16 protein-coding genes and 1 pseudogene are annotated in these 16,716 nt (G+C 70.9%); 11 read left to right on the forward strand and 6 right to left on the reverse strand.

The genetic code is table 11. The features are described 5' to 3' along the window. Positions 1-6: 6 nt before the first annotated feature. Entirely contained in the window at positions 7-381 is a 375-nt protein-coding gene (gene apaG, locus G8A07_RS03620; protein WP_195795756.1) for a Co2+/Mg2+ efflux protein ApaG, read from the reverse strand. A gap of 88 nt (positions 382-469) precedes the next feature. Between apaG and G8A07_RS03625 the strand changes: the two genes are divergently transcribed. The 7 genes from G8A07_RS03625 to G8A07_RS03655 all read left to right on the forward strand — a co-directional run bounded on the left by G8A07_RS03625 (position 470) and on the right by G8A07_RS03655 (position 8,445). After that, on the forward strand, positions 470-1,090 hold the full coding sequence (locus tag G8A07_RS03625; RefSeq protein WP_195795757.1) for a DNA-3-methyladenine glycosylase I: 621 nt from the start codon (positions 470-472) through the stop codon (positions 1,088-1,090). Between the two features lie 40 nt (positions 1,091-1,130). Then, positions 1,131-1,814 (forward strand): ribulose-phosphate 3-epimerase, encoded by a 684-nt coding sequence (gene rpe / locus G8A07_RS03630; protein ID WP_195795758.1) that lies wholly within the window; start codon positions 1,131-1,133, stop codon positions 1,812-1,814. Positions 1,815-1,825: 11 nt separating this feature from the next. Continuing rightward, a complete protein-coding gene (locus tag G8A07_RS03635; RefSeq protein ID WP_195795759.1) occupies positions 1,826-5,041 on the forward strand; it encodes a winged helix-turn-helix domain-containing protein in 3,216 nt (1,071 codons plus the stop codon). A gap of 37 nt (positions 5,042-5,078) precedes the next feature. Further along, positions 5,079-5,459 (forward strand): hypothetical protein, encoded by a 381-nt coding sequence (locus tag G8A07_RS03640; RefSeq protein ID WP_195795760.1) that lies wholly within the window; start codon positions 5,079-5,081, stop codon positions 5,457-5,459. A 315-nt stretch (positions 5,460-5,774) separates the two neighbouring features. After that, positions 5,775-6,086 (forward strand): helix-turn-helix transcriptional regulator, encoded by a 312-nt coding sequence (locus G8A07_RS03645; RefSeq protein ID WP_213086227.1) that lies wholly within the window; start codon positions 5,775-5,777, stop codon positions 6,084-6,086. Between the two features lie 199 nt (positions 6,087-6,285). Then, positions 6,286-6,771 carry a low molecular weight protein-tyrosine-phosphatase gene (locus G8A07_RS03650; protein ID WP_195795761.1) on the forward strand — a complete coding sequence of 162 codons (486 nt, stop codon included), beginning with the start codon at positions 6,286-6,288 and terminating at the stop codon, positions 6,769-6,771. 204 nt (positions 6,772-6,975) lie between these two features. Further along, complete coding sequence (locus G8A07_RS03655) at positions 6,976-8,445, forward strand: sensor domain-containing diguanylate cyclase (protein ID WP_195795762.1); 1,470 nt, start codon at positions 6,976-6,978, stop codon at positions 8,443-8,445. A gap of 4 nt (positions 8,446-8,449) precedes the next feature. Here the strand turns inward: G8A07_RS03655 and G8A07_RS03660 are convergent, their stop codons facing one another. The 4 genes from G8A07_RS03660 to G8A07_RS03675 are packed head-to-tail and all read right to left on the reverse strand — an operon-like array spanning position 8,450 to position 12,879. Continuing rightward, positions 8,450-9,355, reverse strand: coding sequence for a pseudouridine-5'-phosphate glycosidase (locus G8A07_RS03660; RefSeq protein ID WP_195795763.1), 906 nt, complete (start codon positions 9,353-9,355; stop codon positions 8,450-8,452). Between the two features lie 12 nt (positions 9,356-9,367). Further along, positions 9,368-10,462 (reverse strand): carbohydrate kinase, encoded by a 1,095-nt coding sequence (locus tag G8A07_RS03665; protein WP_195795764.1) that lies wholly within the window; start codon positions 10,460-10,462, stop codon positions 9,368-9,370. 60 nt (positions 10,463-10,522) lie between these two features. Then, a complete protein-coding gene (locus G8A07_RS03670; RefSeq protein WP_195795765.1) occupies positions 10,523-11,809 on the reverse strand; it encodes a sensor domain-containing diguanylate cyclase in 1,287 nt (428 codons plus the stop codon). Then, a complete protein-coding gene (locus tag G8A07_RS03675; RefSeq protein WP_195797577.1) occupies positions 11,806-12,879 on the reverse strand; it encodes an HD domain-containing phosphohydrolase in 1,074 nt (357 codons plus the stop codon). The genes G8A07_RS03670 and G8A07_RS03675 overlap by 4 nt, the downstream gene beginning before the upstream one ends. A gap of 274 nt (positions 12,880-13,153) precedes the next feature. Between G8A07_RS03675 and G8A07_RS03680 the strand changes: the two genes are divergently transcribed. From G8A07_RS03680 to G8A07_RS03690, 3 genes are all read left to right on the forward strand, one after another. Then, positions 13,154-13,606 (forward strand): MarR family winged helix-turn-helix transcriptional regulator, encoded by a 453-nt coding sequence (locus G8A07_RS03680; RefSeq protein ID WP_195795766.1) that lies wholly within the window; start codon positions 13,154-13,156, stop codon positions 13,604-13,606. Between the two features lie 91 nt (positions 13,607-13,697). Further along, positions 13,698-14,177, forward strand: coding sequence for a GyrI-like domain-containing protein (locus G8A07_RS03685; protein WP_195795767.1), 480 nt, complete (start codon positions 13,698-13,700; stop codon positions 14,175-14,177). Next, positions 14,174-15,031 carry a GyrI-like domain-containing protein gene (locus G8A07_RS03690; protein ID WP_195795768.1) on the forward strand — a complete coding sequence of 286 codons (858 nt, stop codon included), beginning with the start codon at positions 14,174-14,176 and terminating at the stop codon, positions 15,029-15,031. Before G8A07_RS03685 ends, G8A07_RS03690 begins: the two co-directional genes overlap by 4 nt. On the opposite strand, the pseudogene G8A07_RS03695 reads toward G8A07_RS03690, so the two are convergent. Then, a pseudogene (locus tag G8A07_RS03695) lies at positions 15,010-16,160 on the reverse strand (NADH:flavin oxidoreductase/NADH oxidase family protein). The gene G8A07_RS03690 and the pseudogene G8A07_RS03695 sit on opposite strands and share 22 nt — an antisense overlap. A gap of 79 nt (positions 16,161-16,239) precedes the next feature. Between G8A07_RS03695 and G8A07_RS03700 the strand changes: the two are divergent. Beyond that, entirely contained in the window at positions 16,240-16,671 is a 432-nt protein-coding gene (locus tag G8A07_RS03700) for a MerR family transcriptional regulator (protein ID WP_195795769.1), read from the forward strand. Positions 16,672-16,716: the final 45 nt, after the last annotated feature.

The following is a 16,716-nucleotide window of genomic DNA, read 5'->3' on the forward strand; positions in this document are numbered from 1 at the left end:
TGAGCGTCAATGCAGCGTGCCGCTGTCGGCCAGGGTGAACTCGGGCACCTCGGCGTAGAAGACCTCGGCCTGCTCGGTGACACACAGGTAGCGGCCGCGCATGCTGCCCTGCGGCGTGCCGATCTGGGCCCAGGAGCTGTACTGGAACTTCTGGCCCGGCGCCAGCAGCGGCTGGTGGCCGACCACGGCCAGGCCCTTGACCTCCTGCTCCTGGCCCTGGGTATCGACGATATGCCAGTGGCGCGCGACGAGCTGGGCGGTGATGTCGCCGCTGTTCTCGATCGTCACGGTGTAGCTGAAGGCGTACAGGCCCTGATCGGCCTGGGTTTGCTCGGGCAGGGGCTGGACCTGCACACTGCAAGTGAATCGCGGATGTGCCATGGCGCATTCTAGTCACCGCGCTATGCTGCGCCGCCTGGGCAAGGCATGACCCCGCGGGGCGCGCCGGCCGACAACCCTGGACGCGACGATGACGGACTCACATTACCTGGCCGCCGACGGCCGGCCGCGCTGCCGCTGGTGCGCCGCCGGCGCCGACTGGCCGCCCTATCTGCACTACCATGACACCGAATGGGGCTTCCCGGTCGCCAACGACCGGCGCCTGTTCGAGAAGCTGTGCCTGGAGGGCTTCCAGAGCGGCCTGTCCTGGCGCACCATCCTGGCCAAGCGCGAGGCCTTCCGCGCCGGCTTCGCCAACTTCGAGATCGCGCGCGTCGCGGCCTTTGGCGCGGCCGATGTCGAGCGCCTGCTGCAGGACGCCGGCATCGTGCGGCATCGCGGCAAGATCGAGGCGGCGATCAACAACGCGCAGCGCGCGCTGGAGCTGATCCGCGAGCAGGGCTCGCTGTCGGCCTATATCTGGCGCTTCGAGCCGGGCCCGGGCGAGGAGGCCGCGCATCTGAACCAGACCGAGTCGCCGGCCTCGCGCGCGCTGTCCAAGGACCTGAAGAAGCGCGGCTGGAAGTTCGTCGGGCCGACCACCATGCATGCCTTCATGCAGTCGATGGGCCTGATCAACGACCATGCGGCGATCTGCGTGACCCATGCCGAGGTGGCCGCACAGCGCCGCGATTTCGTCCGGCCCCGCTAGCGAATCCCTAAAATCGCGTCTTCTTCCGAGCCGCCGCATCATGAGCACCACCTACCGCATCGCCCCCAGCATCCTGTCCGCCGATTTCGCCCGCCTGGGCGAGGAGGTCCGCCACGTGCTCGCGGCCGGCGCCGACTGGGTCCATTTCGACGTGATGGACAACCATTACGTGCCCAACCTGACCTTCGGGCCGATGGTCTGCGAGGCGCTGAAGAAGCATGCCGTCAAGCCCGACGGCACGCCGTGCGCCATCGACGTGCATCTGATGGTGCAGCCGGTCGACGCGCTGGCCCAGGCCTTCTGCAAGGCCGGCGCCGACCTGGTCAGCTTCCATCCCGAGGCCAGCGCCCATGTGGACCGCACCCTGCAGCTGATCAAGGGCGAGGGCAAGCAGGCCGGTCTGGTGTTCAACCCGGGCACGCCGCTGGATGTGCTGGAATGGGTGATCGACAAGGTCGACCTGGTGCTGATCATGAGCGTCAACCCCGGCTTCGGCGGCCAGAGCTTTATCCCCAGCGCGCTGAAGAAGCTGGAGCGCGCGCGCAAGATCATCGACGCCAGCGGCCGCGACATCCGCCTGGAGATCGACGGCGGCGTCAAGGTCGACAACATCCGCCAGATTGCCGACGCCGGCGCCGACACCTTCGTGGCCGGCTCCGCGATCTTCGGCAAGCCCGACTACAAGAGCGTGATCGACGCGATGCGCGCCGAACTGGCCCGCTAGGCGGCGCTTCGATGCGCTTCCTGCTCGGCGATTGGGCGGTCGACCCGGGCAGCAACAGCCTGAGCCGGGCCGGGGAGCGCCGCCAGGTCGAGCCGCGCGCGATGCAGGTGCTGCAGGCGCTCAGCGAGCGCCCCGGCGAGGTGTTCAGCGCCGAGCAGCTGCTGCAGCGCTGCTGGCCGGAGGAGCAGGGCCCGGCACTGGGCGACAACCCGGTGCACAAGACCGTGGCCCAGCTGCGCCGGGCGCTGGAAGACAGCGCGACCGAGCCGCGCTATATCGAGACCATCCGCAAGCGCGGCTACCGCGTGGTCGCGCCGGTGCGCTCCGATGCGCCGGGCGCCGCACCGCGCTCGCGCGAGGGCGGCTGGCGCGGCGGTTCGCCCTTTCGCGGCCTGCGCGCCTTCGACGCGGCCCATGCCGAGGTTTTCTTCGGCCGCGAGCTGGCGCTGCAGCAGCTGCTGGCCGCGGTGCAGGGGCAATGGCGGCAGCGTCGCGCCTTCACCCTGCTGCTGGGGCCCAGCGGTTCGGGCAAGACCTCGCTGGTGCTGGCCGGGCTGTTCCCGGCGCTGCGCGGCCTGGGCGCGACCCAGCTGGACCTGGGCGACATCGGCGCGCACCTGCCGCTGGCCGCGCTGGCGGCGGCGCTGCTGGACTGGGAGATCGGCCCGGCCGGCCGCGGCCTCTTCCCCGGCGCCAGCGCCGACACCCTGGCGCAGGACCTGGCGCTGCAGCCGGACACCGTGCTGGCCGAGATCGCGGCCGCGCGCGCCGGCCACGAGGCGCCGCTGCTGCTCTTCGTCGACCGGCTGGAGGCGCTGTTCGTCGCGCCCCATGTCGACGCCTTCGCGCGCCGGCTCTTCCTCGACACCCTGCAGGCGCTGGCCGATGGCGGCGATGTGCTGGTGGTCGCGGCCTGCCGCAACGATTTCTACCCGCGCCTGTCCGAGCATGGCCTCCTGATGCGCGACAAGGCGCAGGGCGGGCATTTCGACCTGGTGCCGCCGACGCGCGCCGAGATCGCGCAGATGATCCGGCTGCCGGCGCGCGCCGCCGGCCTGAGCTTCGGCCTCGATCCCGAGACCCGCACGCGGCTGGACGACCAGCTCTGCGACGACGCGGCCGCCAGCCCGGATGCGCTGCCGCTGCTGCAGTACACGCTGGAGGAGCTGTACCGCCGCCGCGGCCCGCATGGCGAGCTGCGCTTCGAGGCCTACCGCGAGCTGGGCGGGCTGGACGGCGCGATTGGCCGCCGCGCCGAGAGCGAGATCGCGGCGTTGCTGCCGATCCAGCAGCAGGCCCTGCCGCATGTGCTGGCGCTGCTGGTGATGCTGCCCGGCGAGGGCCAGGGCACGACCGGGCGCCGCGCGCTGTGGGACGAGCTGGATGCGCCGGCCGAGCGCGAGCTGGTGCAGGCCCTGGTCGATGCGCGGCTGCTGGTCAGCGACCTGGGCGAGGGCGAGCAGGCGGGTTTCCGGGTCGCGCACGAGGCGATCCTGCGCCGCTGGCCGCGCGTCACCGAATGGATCGCCGCGCACCAGCAGGCCCTGCAGCTGCGCAGCCGGCTGCGCCAGCAGGTCGCCCGCTGGCTGGCCGAGGGGCGTGCCGCCGAATACCTGCTGCCCAAGGGCAAGCAGCTGGTCGAGGCCGGCGAGCTTCTGGGGCGCAGCGAGTTCGGCTTCAGCGCCGACGAGCAGGCTTTCGTCGCGGCCTCGCAGCGCCGCGCCGCCCGCGGCAACCGGCTGCGGGTCGCCGCGTTGGCCGGCCTGTCGCTGCTGCTGCTGCTGAGCGTCGGCCAGACCTGGCGTGCCGAGCGCGCCGAGCAGCTCGCCACCCGCCGCAGCGCCGAGGCCGACGACCTGCTGGGCTACATGCTGGGCGACTTCGCGGACAAGCTGCGGCCGATCGGGCGGCTGGAACTGCTGGACAGCGTGGGCGGCAAGGCGCTAAGCCATCTGGCCGAGGGAGCGGTCGACGCCTCGCCGCAGGCGCGCCTGCAGCGCGCCCAGGCCCTGACGGTGATCGGCGAAGTGCGCGTCTCCAAGCGCGAGCTGGATGCGGCGATCGAGCCGCTGGAGCATGCGCGGGCGTTGCTGGCCGAAGGCCGTCCCGATGTGGCGCTGCTGCCGCGCTGGCGCAAGGCCCAGGGCACGGCGGACTTCTGGCTGGGCCATGCCCATTACACCAAGCGCCAGTTCGGGCCGGCCCGCCAGGCCTGGCTGGCCTATCGCGAACATGCGGCGCAATGGCTGGAGAGCGCGCCCGGCGAGCCCGATGCGATGGCCGAGCTGTCCTTTGCGGAGAACAGCCTGGGCACCTTGATGTTGGACTCCGGCGACCTGCCCGCTGCGGTGCGGCAGTTCCGTGCCTCGATCGAGCTGAAGCAGCGCGCGATGGCGCTGAAACCCGAGGACATGGCGCTGAAGGCCTGGTGGGCCAACAGCCTGACCTGGCTGGGCACCGCCTTGTTGCAGCAGGGCGAGTTCGCGGCCGCGCGCGCGCTGTTCGCCGAGGGTTTGCCGGCCATCGAGCAGGCACGCGCCAAGGCGCCCAACGATCTGGAATGGCTGGACAGCGAGGCGATGGCGCGCAGCTGGCTGGGCCTGGCCTGGCAGCGCCTGGGGCAGCAGGAATCGGCGCGTGCCGAATTCCGCGCCGCTTTGGCCCTGTTCCAGCAACTGCTGCGCCAGGAACCGGACAACCGCAAATGGCGTCATGGCCGCCTGCGGGTCGAGGCGCTGGAACTGGGGCTGCGCCCGCCCGGCAGCGGGGCAGGGGGGCGTTTGCAGGAGCTGCTGGGCGAGTTGCAGCGCCTGAACAGCGGCGCCAGCCTCACCGCGGCCGCGCGCCGCCTGCCGACGCAGGTGCAGCTCAGTCTGGCCCTGGGGCGCGACCTCTGGGCGCAAGGGCGTGCCGCCGAGGCCGAAACCCTGTGGACCCCGTTGCTGGCGACCCTGTCCGCTGCACTGCAGGCGCAACCCGATGATTTCCGCCTGCATGCCGAGCGCGCCAAGGTCCGGCTGGCCCTGGCCGGCCCCCAGCCGCGCGGGCCGCTCGCCCGGCGGCATTGCGAGACCGTGCTCACCGAGCTGGAGAAACTGCGGCCCTTGTTCATGGTTCATTACGAGATAACCGAATCCTGGGTCCAGGCATATTCGTGTCTGGACAGGGAGAGCCAAATAGAAGCGGAGCGTCGATGGATGGCCGAGCGTCTGGTTTTTAAACCCTGATCCATATCAAGACCAACCGTTGGAAAGGGATGAAAACATGACCATCGATACCTTCTATGTAAAGGCCAAGATCGACACGACCGGCAATTACGCCGATGCCAGCTATTTCAAGGATCCGGCCTGCACCCAGCCTGCCAGCCAGCCGCTGCGGATCAGCAAGACGGCCGGCGTCTGCCGCTTCGTGCAGGTGAGCGATTCCGACCTGGTGCTGGTCGGTACGGTGTTCAAGACCCTGGGCCAGCCGCCGACCCTGAACAGCCAGAACTTCGCCGCGGCGAACGACGAATACACCGTGGCCGTGCCGATGCCCACGGCAACCGTGGTCACCAAGGGTGTGGTGCTGATGTTCTCGAGCCCCGGCGCGGTCGAGTCGCTGTACCCGACCACCGATCCCGAGGTCAAGAACGACGAAACCTGATCCCTCACGGAATTCGCCGTGCTGCCCGCTCTTCGGCGGGCATTTTTACGGGCTCACTTGATCCCGTTCTGCTTCCGTTGTGCATCCATGCGCTTGACCGGTTCTGGTCACAATGCCGGCTGGCCATGGCTGCCGGCATATCTCGGGGTTTGCGCTAGGTTTGACCCCTTCAGCCCCGCCGGAAGGTTTCCGGAAGGTTGTTTTTGCCACTTCTTCTTACATTTTCCCCAACCCGACGGATGCGCCGGGACCAGCGCGGGCCGCAAGGTGCCCGCCCACGAGGATCGGAACAGGGAAAGAAGAGGGGCGATTGACATGCAGGAGCAGCAGCAGCCGCCACAGCCAATGCTGGCGGGCGGCAAGACGGCAACCGGGCGGGTGTTCCTGGTTTCCGAGATATTGAAGGATCTGCGCGGCGGGAAACTGCAGAGCCAGGAAGAAATGGCATTTGCCTGCAGCGATCAGAAAATCCGCGTCTCGATCGCGTCGATCAAGCGCGCCGAGACCGGAAAACCCGTCATCTATCGCGTGGCCCGGGAATTGGCCCGCTATTTCAATGTGCCGGTTCAAACCCTGATCCGGCCCGAAGAAAAATCCGCGATGGTGGTGCCGGAATCGGTTAACTGATACCAATTTGATGCCAAGGGCCGTTTTGGCGCGGCCTCACACTGGCGCCTGCTCAGGGAACTGCGGATACAAGCGAAGAAGCGCGGATCAAGAACGCTGGGCCGCAGCAGCATTCTCCGTTTCGGGGCCCGATGTCACCGGCATCGGGCCCTCCTTTCTTCTTTTTCTTGATGCCCGCTTGTCTCTATCATGGCGGGCCATGACGAAGCCGCTGCCCGCCCCCGCCGTCCTGCTGGTCTGCACCGCCAATATCTGCCGCTCGCCGATGGCCGAGGCGGTGCTGCGGGCGCAGGGCCTGTTCGGCCATGTCGAGTCGGCCGGTGTGTATGCCGGGCCGCGCGGTCAGCCGGTCGATGCGCGCGCGGCGCGCGCGCTGCTCAAGCGCGGCTACGAACTGGGCCGGCGCTGGCGTTCGCGCCCGCTGCCGCTGGAGCAGTTCGACCGTTTCGATCTGGTGCTGGCGATGGAGCAGGAGCATCTGCAGGCGCTGCGCGAGCGCTGTCCGGCGCATCTGCAGGGGCGGCTGCATCTCTTCCTCGATTTCGTGCCCGGCCGGGCCGGCGAGGAAGTGCCGGATCCCTATTTCGGCAGCGAGCAGGGTTTCGAGCATGTGCTGGACCTGCTGGAGCTGGGCGCGGCGGGCCTGCGCGGCGCGGTCGGGCGGGGGCTGTTGCTGCCGGCTTGAACCCAGATCCGGTAGTTGGGCGGGCCCGAAGCGTCAGACCAGCGGGTTCGCAGCGTTCATCACCGGAGTGATGAGCACAACGATGTCACCAAGGTACTGATTCGCAGGGCTTTCGAGGAAGGGTAAGCGGTCAACTGCCGGATCTGGGTTGAATGGGGGCGATCCCGGCTGCGCAAGCCCGGCCTCTGGGCTTAAGCTCGGCCGATGCAGATACGCACCAAGCTGGCTCTCCATCTGGCGGTGCAGATCGTGTGGGTGGCGCTGCTGGTGCTGGCCCTGCTGCATCTGGCCGTCAGCTACCGCACCCTGGAGCAGGCGCAGGCCCGGCAGCGCGAGGCGCAGCGCCTGGTGGTCGAGTTCTACCAGAGCGCCGATGCGCTGAGCCTGATGGCGCGGCTGTTCGTGCTGCGGCACGAGGCGCGCTATGCCCGGCATTACGAGGAGATCGCGAACATCCGCGAGGGGCTGGCCGAGCGGCCGCTGGACTACGACCCCGGCTACTGGCAGCTGCGCCTGGCCGAGCCGGCCGACGCGGCCGCCTCGCGCCCGCTCGGCGAGGCGCGCGCGCTGCTGCTGCGCCTGCGCGACCTGGGGCTGACGGAGGCGGAGCAGGCGCTGCTGGAGGAGGGGCGGCGCCAGTCGGAGACGCTGATGGCGGTGGAGCGGCGCGCGATGGTGCTGGCCGAGGCGCGCAGCGGCCCGGCCTGGCGCGAGGCGCTGGAGCTGGTGCATGGCGAGGCCTATCTGCGCGGGCGCGCGGCGCTGATCCGGCCGATGCAGCGCATGCTGCGCGATCTGGAGGCGCGCCTGCATCGCGATCATGCCGAGGGCCGCGCCGGCATGGAGCGCGCGGCCTGGCTGGCCGGCGGCGCGGTGCTGTTGCTGACCCTGCAGGCCCTGCTGTCCGCCTGGAGCTTCGACCGCTCGGTGCGCCAGCCGCTGGCGGTGCTGCGCGCCTGGGCCCAGTCGGTGCGCGCCGGCCGCCATGACAGCCGCACCCGGCTCAAGGGCGACAACGAGTTCGGCGAGTTGTCGGGCGTGATCGACGAGATGGCGGAATCGGTCGAGCGCAGCTTGGCCGGGCTGCGCGAGGAGGTGCAGCGCCGCACCCGGGCCGAGGAGGTGGTGCAGCACCTGGCCAACCATGACGCGCTGACCGGCCTGCCCTCGCTGCGCCTGCTGCACGACCGGCTGGACCGGGCGCTGGCGCGCGCCGAGCGCGAGAAGGAGGGCCTGGCCGTGCTGTTCATCGACCTGAACGGCTTCAAGCCGGTCAACGACCGCTATGGCCACGAGTCCGGCGACATGGTGTTGAAGGTGGTCGGCCAGCGCCTGGCCAGCGCGCTGCGCGAATCCGACACGGTGGGCCGGGTCGGCGGCGACGAGTTCGTCGCGCTGCTGGTCGACGTGGCCGGGCGCGAGGCGGCCGAGCAGGTGCGTGCCAAGCTGGAGCTGCTGGTGCGCCAGCCGATCTATCTGCCGGTGCCCAAGGTGGTGGTGCAGATCTCGGCGGCGATGGGCGTGGCGCTGTACCCGGAGACGGCGCGCGACGCCGCCGGTCTGCTGCGCCTGGCGGACCAGGACATGTACAAGCGCAAGGCGGCGCAGAAGGCGATGGCCCCACCGGCGCCGCCGCCGGTGGAACTGGGCGGCGGCGGGCCGCCCCCGGGCTGATAGCTCAGCCCAGCGCGCAGGCCAGGCGTGCGCCGGCGCGGGCGTTGTGCTTCACCAGCGCGATATTGGTGGCCAGGCTGCGGCCCTCGGTCAGCGCCTTGATGCGCGCCAGCAGATAGGGCGTGACCGCCTTGCCGGCGATGCCCTGCGCGGCGGCCTCGGCCAGCGCCTGCTCGGTGATCGCGTCGATCTCGGCGCGCGGCATCGCCTCGGCCGCCGGCACCGGGTTCGAGATCACCACGCCGCCGGCCAGGCCCAGCGCCCATTTGGTGGCGAGGAACTTGGCCTGCTCGGCCGCGTCGTCGATGCGGAAGTCGGCCCTGAAGCCGGAGTCCGGCGTGTAGAAGGCGGCGAAGTTGTCCTGGCCGATAGCCAGCACCGGCACGCCATGGGTCTCCAGGTATTCGAGCGTCAGGCCGATGTCGAGGATCGACTTGGCGCCGGCGCAGACCACCGCGACCGAGGTCCGGGCCAGCTCCTGCAGGTCGGCCGAGATGTCGAAGCTGGTCTCGGCGCCGCGGTGCACGCCGCCGATGCCGCCGGTGACGAACACGCGGATGCCGGCCAGCGCCGCGCAGATCATCGTCGCGGCCACCGTGGTGGCGCCGATGCGGCCGCCGGCCAGCACGTAGGGCAGGTCGCGGCGGCTGACCTTCAGCGCCTCGGGCGAGCGGCCCAGCAGCTCCAACTCCTCGTCCGAGAGACCGACGCGGATCTTGCCGTCGAGGATCGCGATCGTGGCCGGCACCGCACCGCCCTCGCGAATGATCTGCTCCACCTCGCGCGCGGTCTGCACGTTCTGCGGGTAGGGCATGCCGTGCGAGATGATGGTCGATTCCAGGGCCACGACGGGCTTGCCTGCGGCGCGTGCGGCGGCCACCTCGGCGGAATACACGATGAAGTCTTGCATGGGGATGGATCCTCAGGTGATTTGTTCGAGCAGGGCGGGGCTCAGGTCCGGATGCACCGTGGCCTCGGTCTGCAGGGTCAGGGCAGACAGGGCCAGGCCGCGGCGGCAGGCCAGGGCCAGGTCTTGCGGGTCGCGGTACAGCGAGATCGCGACGCCGGCGGCGAAGGCATCGCCGGCGCCGGTGACCTCGCGCACCGCCACCCGCGGCGCGGGCAGGGCGCTCAGCCTGGGCGCGTCGCCGCCGCCGTGCAGCACGCCGGCCTGGCCGCGCGTCACCACCAGCTGGGCCAGGCCGCGCGCGCGCAGGGTGGCCCAGGCGGCGTCGAAATCGGCCTCGCGCTTGAGCGGGCGGTCGACCAGCGCGGCCAGCTCGCCGGCGTTCAGCAGCAGGCATTGCACGCCGTGCAGCTCGCGCGGCAGGCGGCCGATCTTCGGCGCCGAGACGGCCACCACCAGCAGCGGCCGCTGCTGGACCCGGCTCTCGGCCACCAGCAGGGCCACGCTGTCGGGCGGCAGATTGAGGTCGATCACGGTCAGGCCGGCGCCGGCGCGCTGCGGCGCGGCCTGCTGCAGGAACTCGGGCGTCAGCGCCTCGGTGACGGCCATCTCGGCCAGCGCCAGCACCATCGCGCCCTTGGGATCCAGCACCGCGGTGTAGCTGCCGGTGGCCTGGCCGGCCAGGCGCAGCGAGGCGGTGACATCGACGCCCAGCGCCTGCAGCTCGTCCAGCAGCGCGCGCCCGGCCGCGTCGTCGCCGACGGCGCTGAGCAGGCGCACCGGCGCGCCCAGGCGCGCCAGGTTCTCGGCCACATTGCGGGCCACGCCGCCGGGCGTCTCGCGCTGCTCGGCCGGGTTCGATTCGCCCATCTGCAGCGGCTTCAGGCTGCGCAGCTTGCGATCCAGATTGCTGCCGCCGATGCAGACGATCGGCGCTGCCGCCGGCGGCAGCACATAGGCGCGGCCCAGCAGCCGGCCCTCGCGCGTCAGGCCCGCCACATGGCCGGCCACCGCCGAGCGCGACAGCGCCAGCCGTTCGGCCAGCTCCTGCTGGCCGACGAAGGGATTGGCGCGGATCAGGGCGAGCAGCTGCTCTTTCTTGCTGTCCATGCCCGCATCGTATCAAACAATTGTCCTTTGATAAAACAATTGTCCAAAATGGTGCGGGGCTCAGGGCAGCAGCCGGCGCTTCTGCGCATACATCGCCGCGTCGGAGCGGCCCATCAGCGCCTCGGCAGTCCGGCCGTCGCTGCCGTACAGCGCGACGCCGATGCTGGCCGTCACCGCCAGGCGCTGGCCGCCCAGCAGCAGCGGCTGGCGCAGCGCCCGACCGACGCGCTCGGCGATGCGCTGGGCGTCACCCTGCTGCTGCACGCCGGGCAGCAGCAACAGGAACTCGTCGCCGGCCAGGCGAGCGACGAAGTCGTCGGCGCTCAGCGCATGGCGCAGGCGCTGCGCGATCGCGCACAGCAGCTGGTCGCCCACCGCATGGCCCAGGCTGTCGTTGACCTGCTTGAAGCGGTCCAGGTCGACGAACAGCAGCGCGAAGCCCGGTGCGCCGCTCGCGCCGGCGCGCTCGATCTCGGCGCGCAGGCGCTGCTCGGCCTGGCTGCGGTTGGGCAGGCCGGTCAGCGCGTCGTGCAGGGCCAGCTGCTGCAGCTCCAGGCGTTCCAGCTCGGCCGACAGGTCGCGCACCACGCCGACGAAGCGGACCGCGGTGTCGTCGCTGATGTCGGCCACGGTCAGCTGCATCGGGAACTGCGAGCCGTCGCGGCGCTGCGCGGTCTCCATGCGGCCGATGCCGACCATGCGCGCGCGGCCGGTGCGCAGGTAGTCGGCGATGTAGCGCCCATGCTTGTGGCCGTGGCGCGGCGGCATCAGCAGGCTGACGTTCTGGCCGATCACGTCTTCGGCGCTCCAGCCGAACAGGCGCTCGGCCGCGCTGTTGAAGGAGCGCAGGGTGCCGCGCTCGTCGATGATGATCACGCCCTCCGAGACGCGATCCAGCGCGCTCTTGCAGACGCGCCGCAACGACACCAGGCGGCGCACCGCGATCAGGCGCTCGCGCAGCGCCTGCGGCGCGAAGGGCTTGGCGATGAAGTAGTCGACCATGCCGCTGGCCTTGCGCTGCAGCAGCTGCAGCAGTTCGGCGCTGCCGCCCAGCACCAGCAGCGGCAGCCAGTCCTTGTACAGGTCCTCGCGCAGCTGCAGCACCAGGGCCAGCAGCGCGACGCGGCCGATCGCCTCGTCGATCAGCAGCAGCTCGACCCGGCCGGGCTGCAGCAGCAGGGTCTCGGCCGCGGCCGCATCGGCGGCATGCAGCAGCTCGAGGCCAAGCGCGGCGCGCTGCGCGCGCAGGCGCTGCGCCAGCGCGAGGTCCGGCGAGACCAGCAGCAGGCGCAGCGCGGCGCGGCGGGCCTGATCAGGAGCCGGTGGCGGCGTAGGTGGCCCGCTCATGGCGTCGCGGTATCGCTCAGGCGCCGCAGCAGGCCCAGCACCTCGGCCAGGCAGCGCTCCAGCGCGGCCACCACCGCCGGGTCGAAATGGCTGCCGCTGTGCGCGCGGATGAAGTCCAGCGCGCGCTCCAGCGGCCAGGCCTGCTTGTAAGGGCGCTCCGAGGTCAGCGCGTCCAGCACATCGGTCACCGCGACGATGCGCGCCGCCAGCGGGATCGCCGCGCCAGCGATGCCCTGCGGATAGCCGCTGCCGTCCCATCGCTCATGGTGGTGCAGCGCGATCTCGGCCGCCATCGCCAGCAGCTCGTTGGCCTCGGCGCCCGGCGCGTTGAGGATGGCCGCGCCCTTGACCGTGTGCTGCTGCATGATCGCGCGCTCGGCCGGCGTCAGCGGGCCGGGCTTGAGCAGGATGCTGTCGGGGATCGCGATCTTGCCGACATCGTGCAGCGGGCTGGCGTTCAGCATCAGCTCGCAGGCCTCCTCGTCCCAGCCCAGCTCGCGCGCCAGCATCGCCGAGGCATGGCTCATGCGCAGGATATGGGCGCCAGTCTCGTTGTCGCGGAACTCGGCGGCGCGCCCCAGCATGCGCAGGATGTCCAGGCGCGACTGGCGCAGCGCGCGGGTTCTCTGCTGCACCGTCGCCTCCAGTTCGGCCTTCTGGCTGCGCAGCAGACGCCGGCTGTGGTGGCCGGCGGTGTGCAGGCGGATGCGCAGCAGCAGCTCGCCGACGTCGAAGGGCTTGGTCACATAGTCGCTGGCGCCCGCGCTCAGCGCGCGCACCTGGTTGCCGCGCCGCGCGTCGCCGCTGACGACGAGCAGCGGCGGCGTGTGCTCGCCATACTGCGCGGCCAGCAGCTCCAGCACCTGCCAGCCGCTCAGATGCGGCAGGTCCAGGTCGATCAGCACCAGGTCGAACTCGCGCTCGGCGCAGATCGCCGCCAGCTCGCGCGGGTCGGACACCAGGGTCGGCGGCGCGAAGCCCGCCATGCGGATCAGCTCGTCCAGCAGCTGCAGGGATGGGCGGTCGTCGTCGATCACCAGGATGCGGCCATGCGCGGCCGGCGGGGGCATCGGGGCCAAGGTGCTGCGTTCCTCCTCGGGGCGTTTTGCGAATCATCGTCCGGCCGCTTGAGCTGCGGCAGGGCCGGCGATGAGCCTAGTCAAATGATCTTGCAATAAGGTTTGATAGCGAACGATCGGTGTTAGCGCTAGGCGACGACGGGTTCGTGCGAGACGCGGCCCATTCCTGGCGCGCGGGTGAGATTGACGCCGGCCGTGGTGCCGTGGCTATGATGCCGGCGCGATATGTGCGGCCTACGGCCGTGGCGTCGCGAGCACTTGCACCATGTCAATGAACGATGCCCTGGAAGCGCTGTATAGCAGCCCCGAATTTCTGATCCGGCGCGCCCACCAGATCGCCGGTGCGGCGTTCGCCGAGGCCTGCGCCGGTCTCGACCTGACGCCGGCGCAATACGGCGCGCTCGTCGCGCTGCGCCAGGGCGCGCCGCTGGGGCAGAACGAGCTGGGCCGGCTGATCGCGCTGGACCGCGCGACCATCTCGCTGGTGGTGCGGCTGCTGCGCGAGCGCGGCTTGGTCGAGGCGATGGCCGACGCCGGCGACCGCCGCCGCACCCTGCTGGCGCTGACGCGCGCGGGCCGGCAACTGCTGGCGCGTGCCGAGAAGCGCTGCGCGCGCTCCGGCGCGGCGCTGCTGTCGGTGTTCGAGCCGCGCCAGGCCGCCACCTTCCTGGAGCTGCTGGCGCTGCTGGACGCCGCGCATGGCGGCGGCGCGCAGTAGTCTTGCGGCGGCAAGTGCGCAAGAAATGTACGCTCGCGCTGGTTAGGCTGAAGGCTCCTGTTCAACCCCACCTTTCCAGGGAGCATTCGCGATGACGACGAGCAAGATGACGACCGAGCAACAGACCCAGGCCCTGCATGTGATCGGCCTGGAGCTGCGCACCTCGAACCAGCAGGCCTTCAGCACCATCCCGGCCCATTGGCGGCGCTTCACCGAAGAGGCGGTGCTGCAGCGGCTGGCCGGCCGGATCGGCGAGGAGGTCTATGCGGTCTATACCCATTTCGAGCATGCCGGGCGCAACAACGAGGGCCTGTATTCGCTGGTGATCGGCGCGGCGATGCCGGCCGGGGCCGAGGTGCCGGCCGGGCTGACGCGCGTCGTCGCGCCGGCCTCGGCGCGCGCGGTGTTCCCGGTCGAGGCCGGGCGCTTCGATCTGGTCGGGCCGGCCTGGCAGGAGATCTGGCAGCGCCGGGAGCTGCGCAAGACCTATGTGGCCGACTATGAGCGCTACCGCGCCGATGGCGCGATCGAGATCTGCATCGGCATCGAGCCGGGGGCCGCCGCCGCATGACGATCCTGCCGCGCCAGCGTTGCGACTATCTGGAACGCATCGGCCGGGTCATGGCCTATCTGCACGACCATCTGGCCGAGGAGATCAGCCTGGAGCGGCTGGCCGAGGTGGCGCATCTCTCGCCCTACCACTGGCACCGCGTCTACCACGCGCTGCAGGGCGAGACGATCGCGCAGACCCTGCGCCGGCTGCGCCTGCAGCGCGGCTCGGCCTATCTGGCCAACACCGGGCTGGCGGTGGCGGAAATCGCCCGGCGCTGCGGCTATCCGAACGCGCAGTCCTTCACCCGGGCCTTCCGCGGCGCCTTCGGCTGCGGCCCGAGCGAGTACCGCGCGCGCGGCAGCCATGTGGCCTTCCGCTCCGGTGGCAGCGCGCCGCTGGAGGCCGGCTACCAGGTCGAGCTGCGCCGGGTGCCGGCGCTGGTGCTGGCGGGCCTGCCGCATCGCGGCTCCTATATGGGCGTCGGCAAGGCCTTCGAGCTGGCCTATGCGAAGCTCGCCGCGGTCGGCCTGGCGCGGCCCGACAGCCGCTGGCTGGCGGTTTATCTGGACGACCCGGCGGCGGTGCCGGAGGCACAGCTGGCCTCGCGCGCCGGGCTGGTGGTGCCGGCGGATGCGGAGCCGCCGCCGCCGCTGCAGCGCTGGGAGCTCGGCGATTGCGAATGCGCGGTGCTGCGGCACCGCGGCCCCTACGCGACGATGCGCGCGGCCTACCAATGGCTGTACGGCCATTGGCTGGTGCAGTCCGGGCGCGAGGCGGCCGATGCGCCGGTGTTCGAGGAATACCTGAACCATCCGCGCATGACCGCGCCGGCCGAGCTCTTGACCGATATCTATCTGCCGCTCGCGCCCTGAGCGTCGGTATGGCGCGCGGCCCAGCGCTGGTAGCGGCGGCTGCGGCAGGCATTGGCGAGCTGCTGCTGGATCAGCGCGCGCAGCGGCGAGACGCCGGGCGCGGGGCGCCGGCCGCGGGCGAGCCGGTTCAGCTGGAACTTCACCGCTGCCATAGTGGCCAGCGAGGCCAGCGCCTTGTTCTTCCAGCGGATCGGGCGCAGCGCCGGCGCGCTGTCCTGGCCGTCCTGCCAGCGGCGCGGCAGATCGGGCGCGAGCGCCAGCGCGGTGCCGATGCCCACCATGTCCACGCCGCTGGAGACAACCCGCTCGGCGACGGCCAGGCGGCGCACGCCGCCGGTCACCATCACCGGCATTCGTGCGATGGCGCGGATGTCGCGCGCGAACTCGACGAAATAGGCCTCGCGCGCGAGCGTGCGGCCGTCGCGGGCCTCGCCCTGCATCGCCGGCGCCTCGTAGCTGCCGCCCGACAGCTCGACCAGGTCGACCTCCAGCAGGTTCAGCATCTGCACGACCCGGCGCGCCTCGTCGGCGCTGAAGCCGCCGCGCTGGAAATCGGCCGAGTTCAGCTTGACCGCGACCGCGAAGCCCGGCGACACGGCGGCGCGCACCGCCGTCACCACCTCCAGCAGCAGCCGCGCGCGGTTCTCCAGCGAGCCGCCCCAGGCATCGCTGCGCCGGTTGCTCAGCGGCGAGAGGAACTGGCTCAGCAGATAGCCATGCGCCGCATGGATCTCGACGCCGCTGAAGCCGGCCTGCTCGGCCAGCTGCGCCGTCCTGGCGAAGCGGCGGATCACCTCGGCGATCACCGCCTCGGTCATGGCCTGCGGCGGGCTGAAATGCCTGGACATGGCGTCCAGGTCCAGCGCCACCGCCGGAACTTGTCCAGTTGGGCCTCGTCCTCCAGCACGACGCCGCCCGGCCCGGTCATGGCCCGGCCGTCGACCATCACATTGCCGGTGATCAGCAGGCCGGTGCCGCCCTCGGCCCAGGCCTGGTACAGGCGCATCAGGGCCTCGGACGGGGCCTGGTCCGCATCGGCCATGTTCTCCTCCATAGCGGCCTTGGCGATGCGGTTCGGGAGGCTGGAGCCGTTGGGGAGCCGGAGCGGCGCAAATACCGTTGTCTTCATGATGAGCGGACCTCGCTTGACGATGGCTGCACTCTAAGATTGAAGCTAACTTTAAGGTCAAGCCTTTCCGGAGTCGGGCATGAAGATCGGTGAACTGGCCAGGCGCAGCGGCCTGAGCCCCTCGCGCATCCGCTTCTACGAGTCGAGCGGGCTGATCCGCGGCGTCGAGCGCCGGGAGAACGGCTACCGCGTCTACGGCCCGCAGGCGCTGTGGACCCTGGAGATCATCACCAGCGCCCAGGGCGCCGGCTTCTCGCTGGACGAGATCCGCAGCCTGCTGCCCGACGCGCAGAGCCAATGGCAGCATGCGGAACTGCTGGCCAGCCTGGAGCGCAAGCTGGCCGAGATCGACGCGCTGCAGCAGCGCCTGACGCAGAACCGGGCGCAGCTGCTGGTGGCGATCGAGAGCGTCAGGCACCGCCCCGAGGAGCTGCCCTGCACCGACCGCGCCCAATGGGTGCTGGGCCAGCTGCGCGAGGGGCCGGCGGCCGAGGACGACCCGCCTCGTTAGCGCCCCGCGAGCGCGCGCAGGCTACGATGCCGCGCGCAATTCCCA

This window comes from Roseateles sp. DAIF2 (assembly GCF_015624425.1).
In the GTDB taxonomy this organism is placed as follows: Bacteria; Pseudomonadota; Gammaproteobacteria; order Burkholderiales; family Burkholderiaceae_C; genus Kinneretia.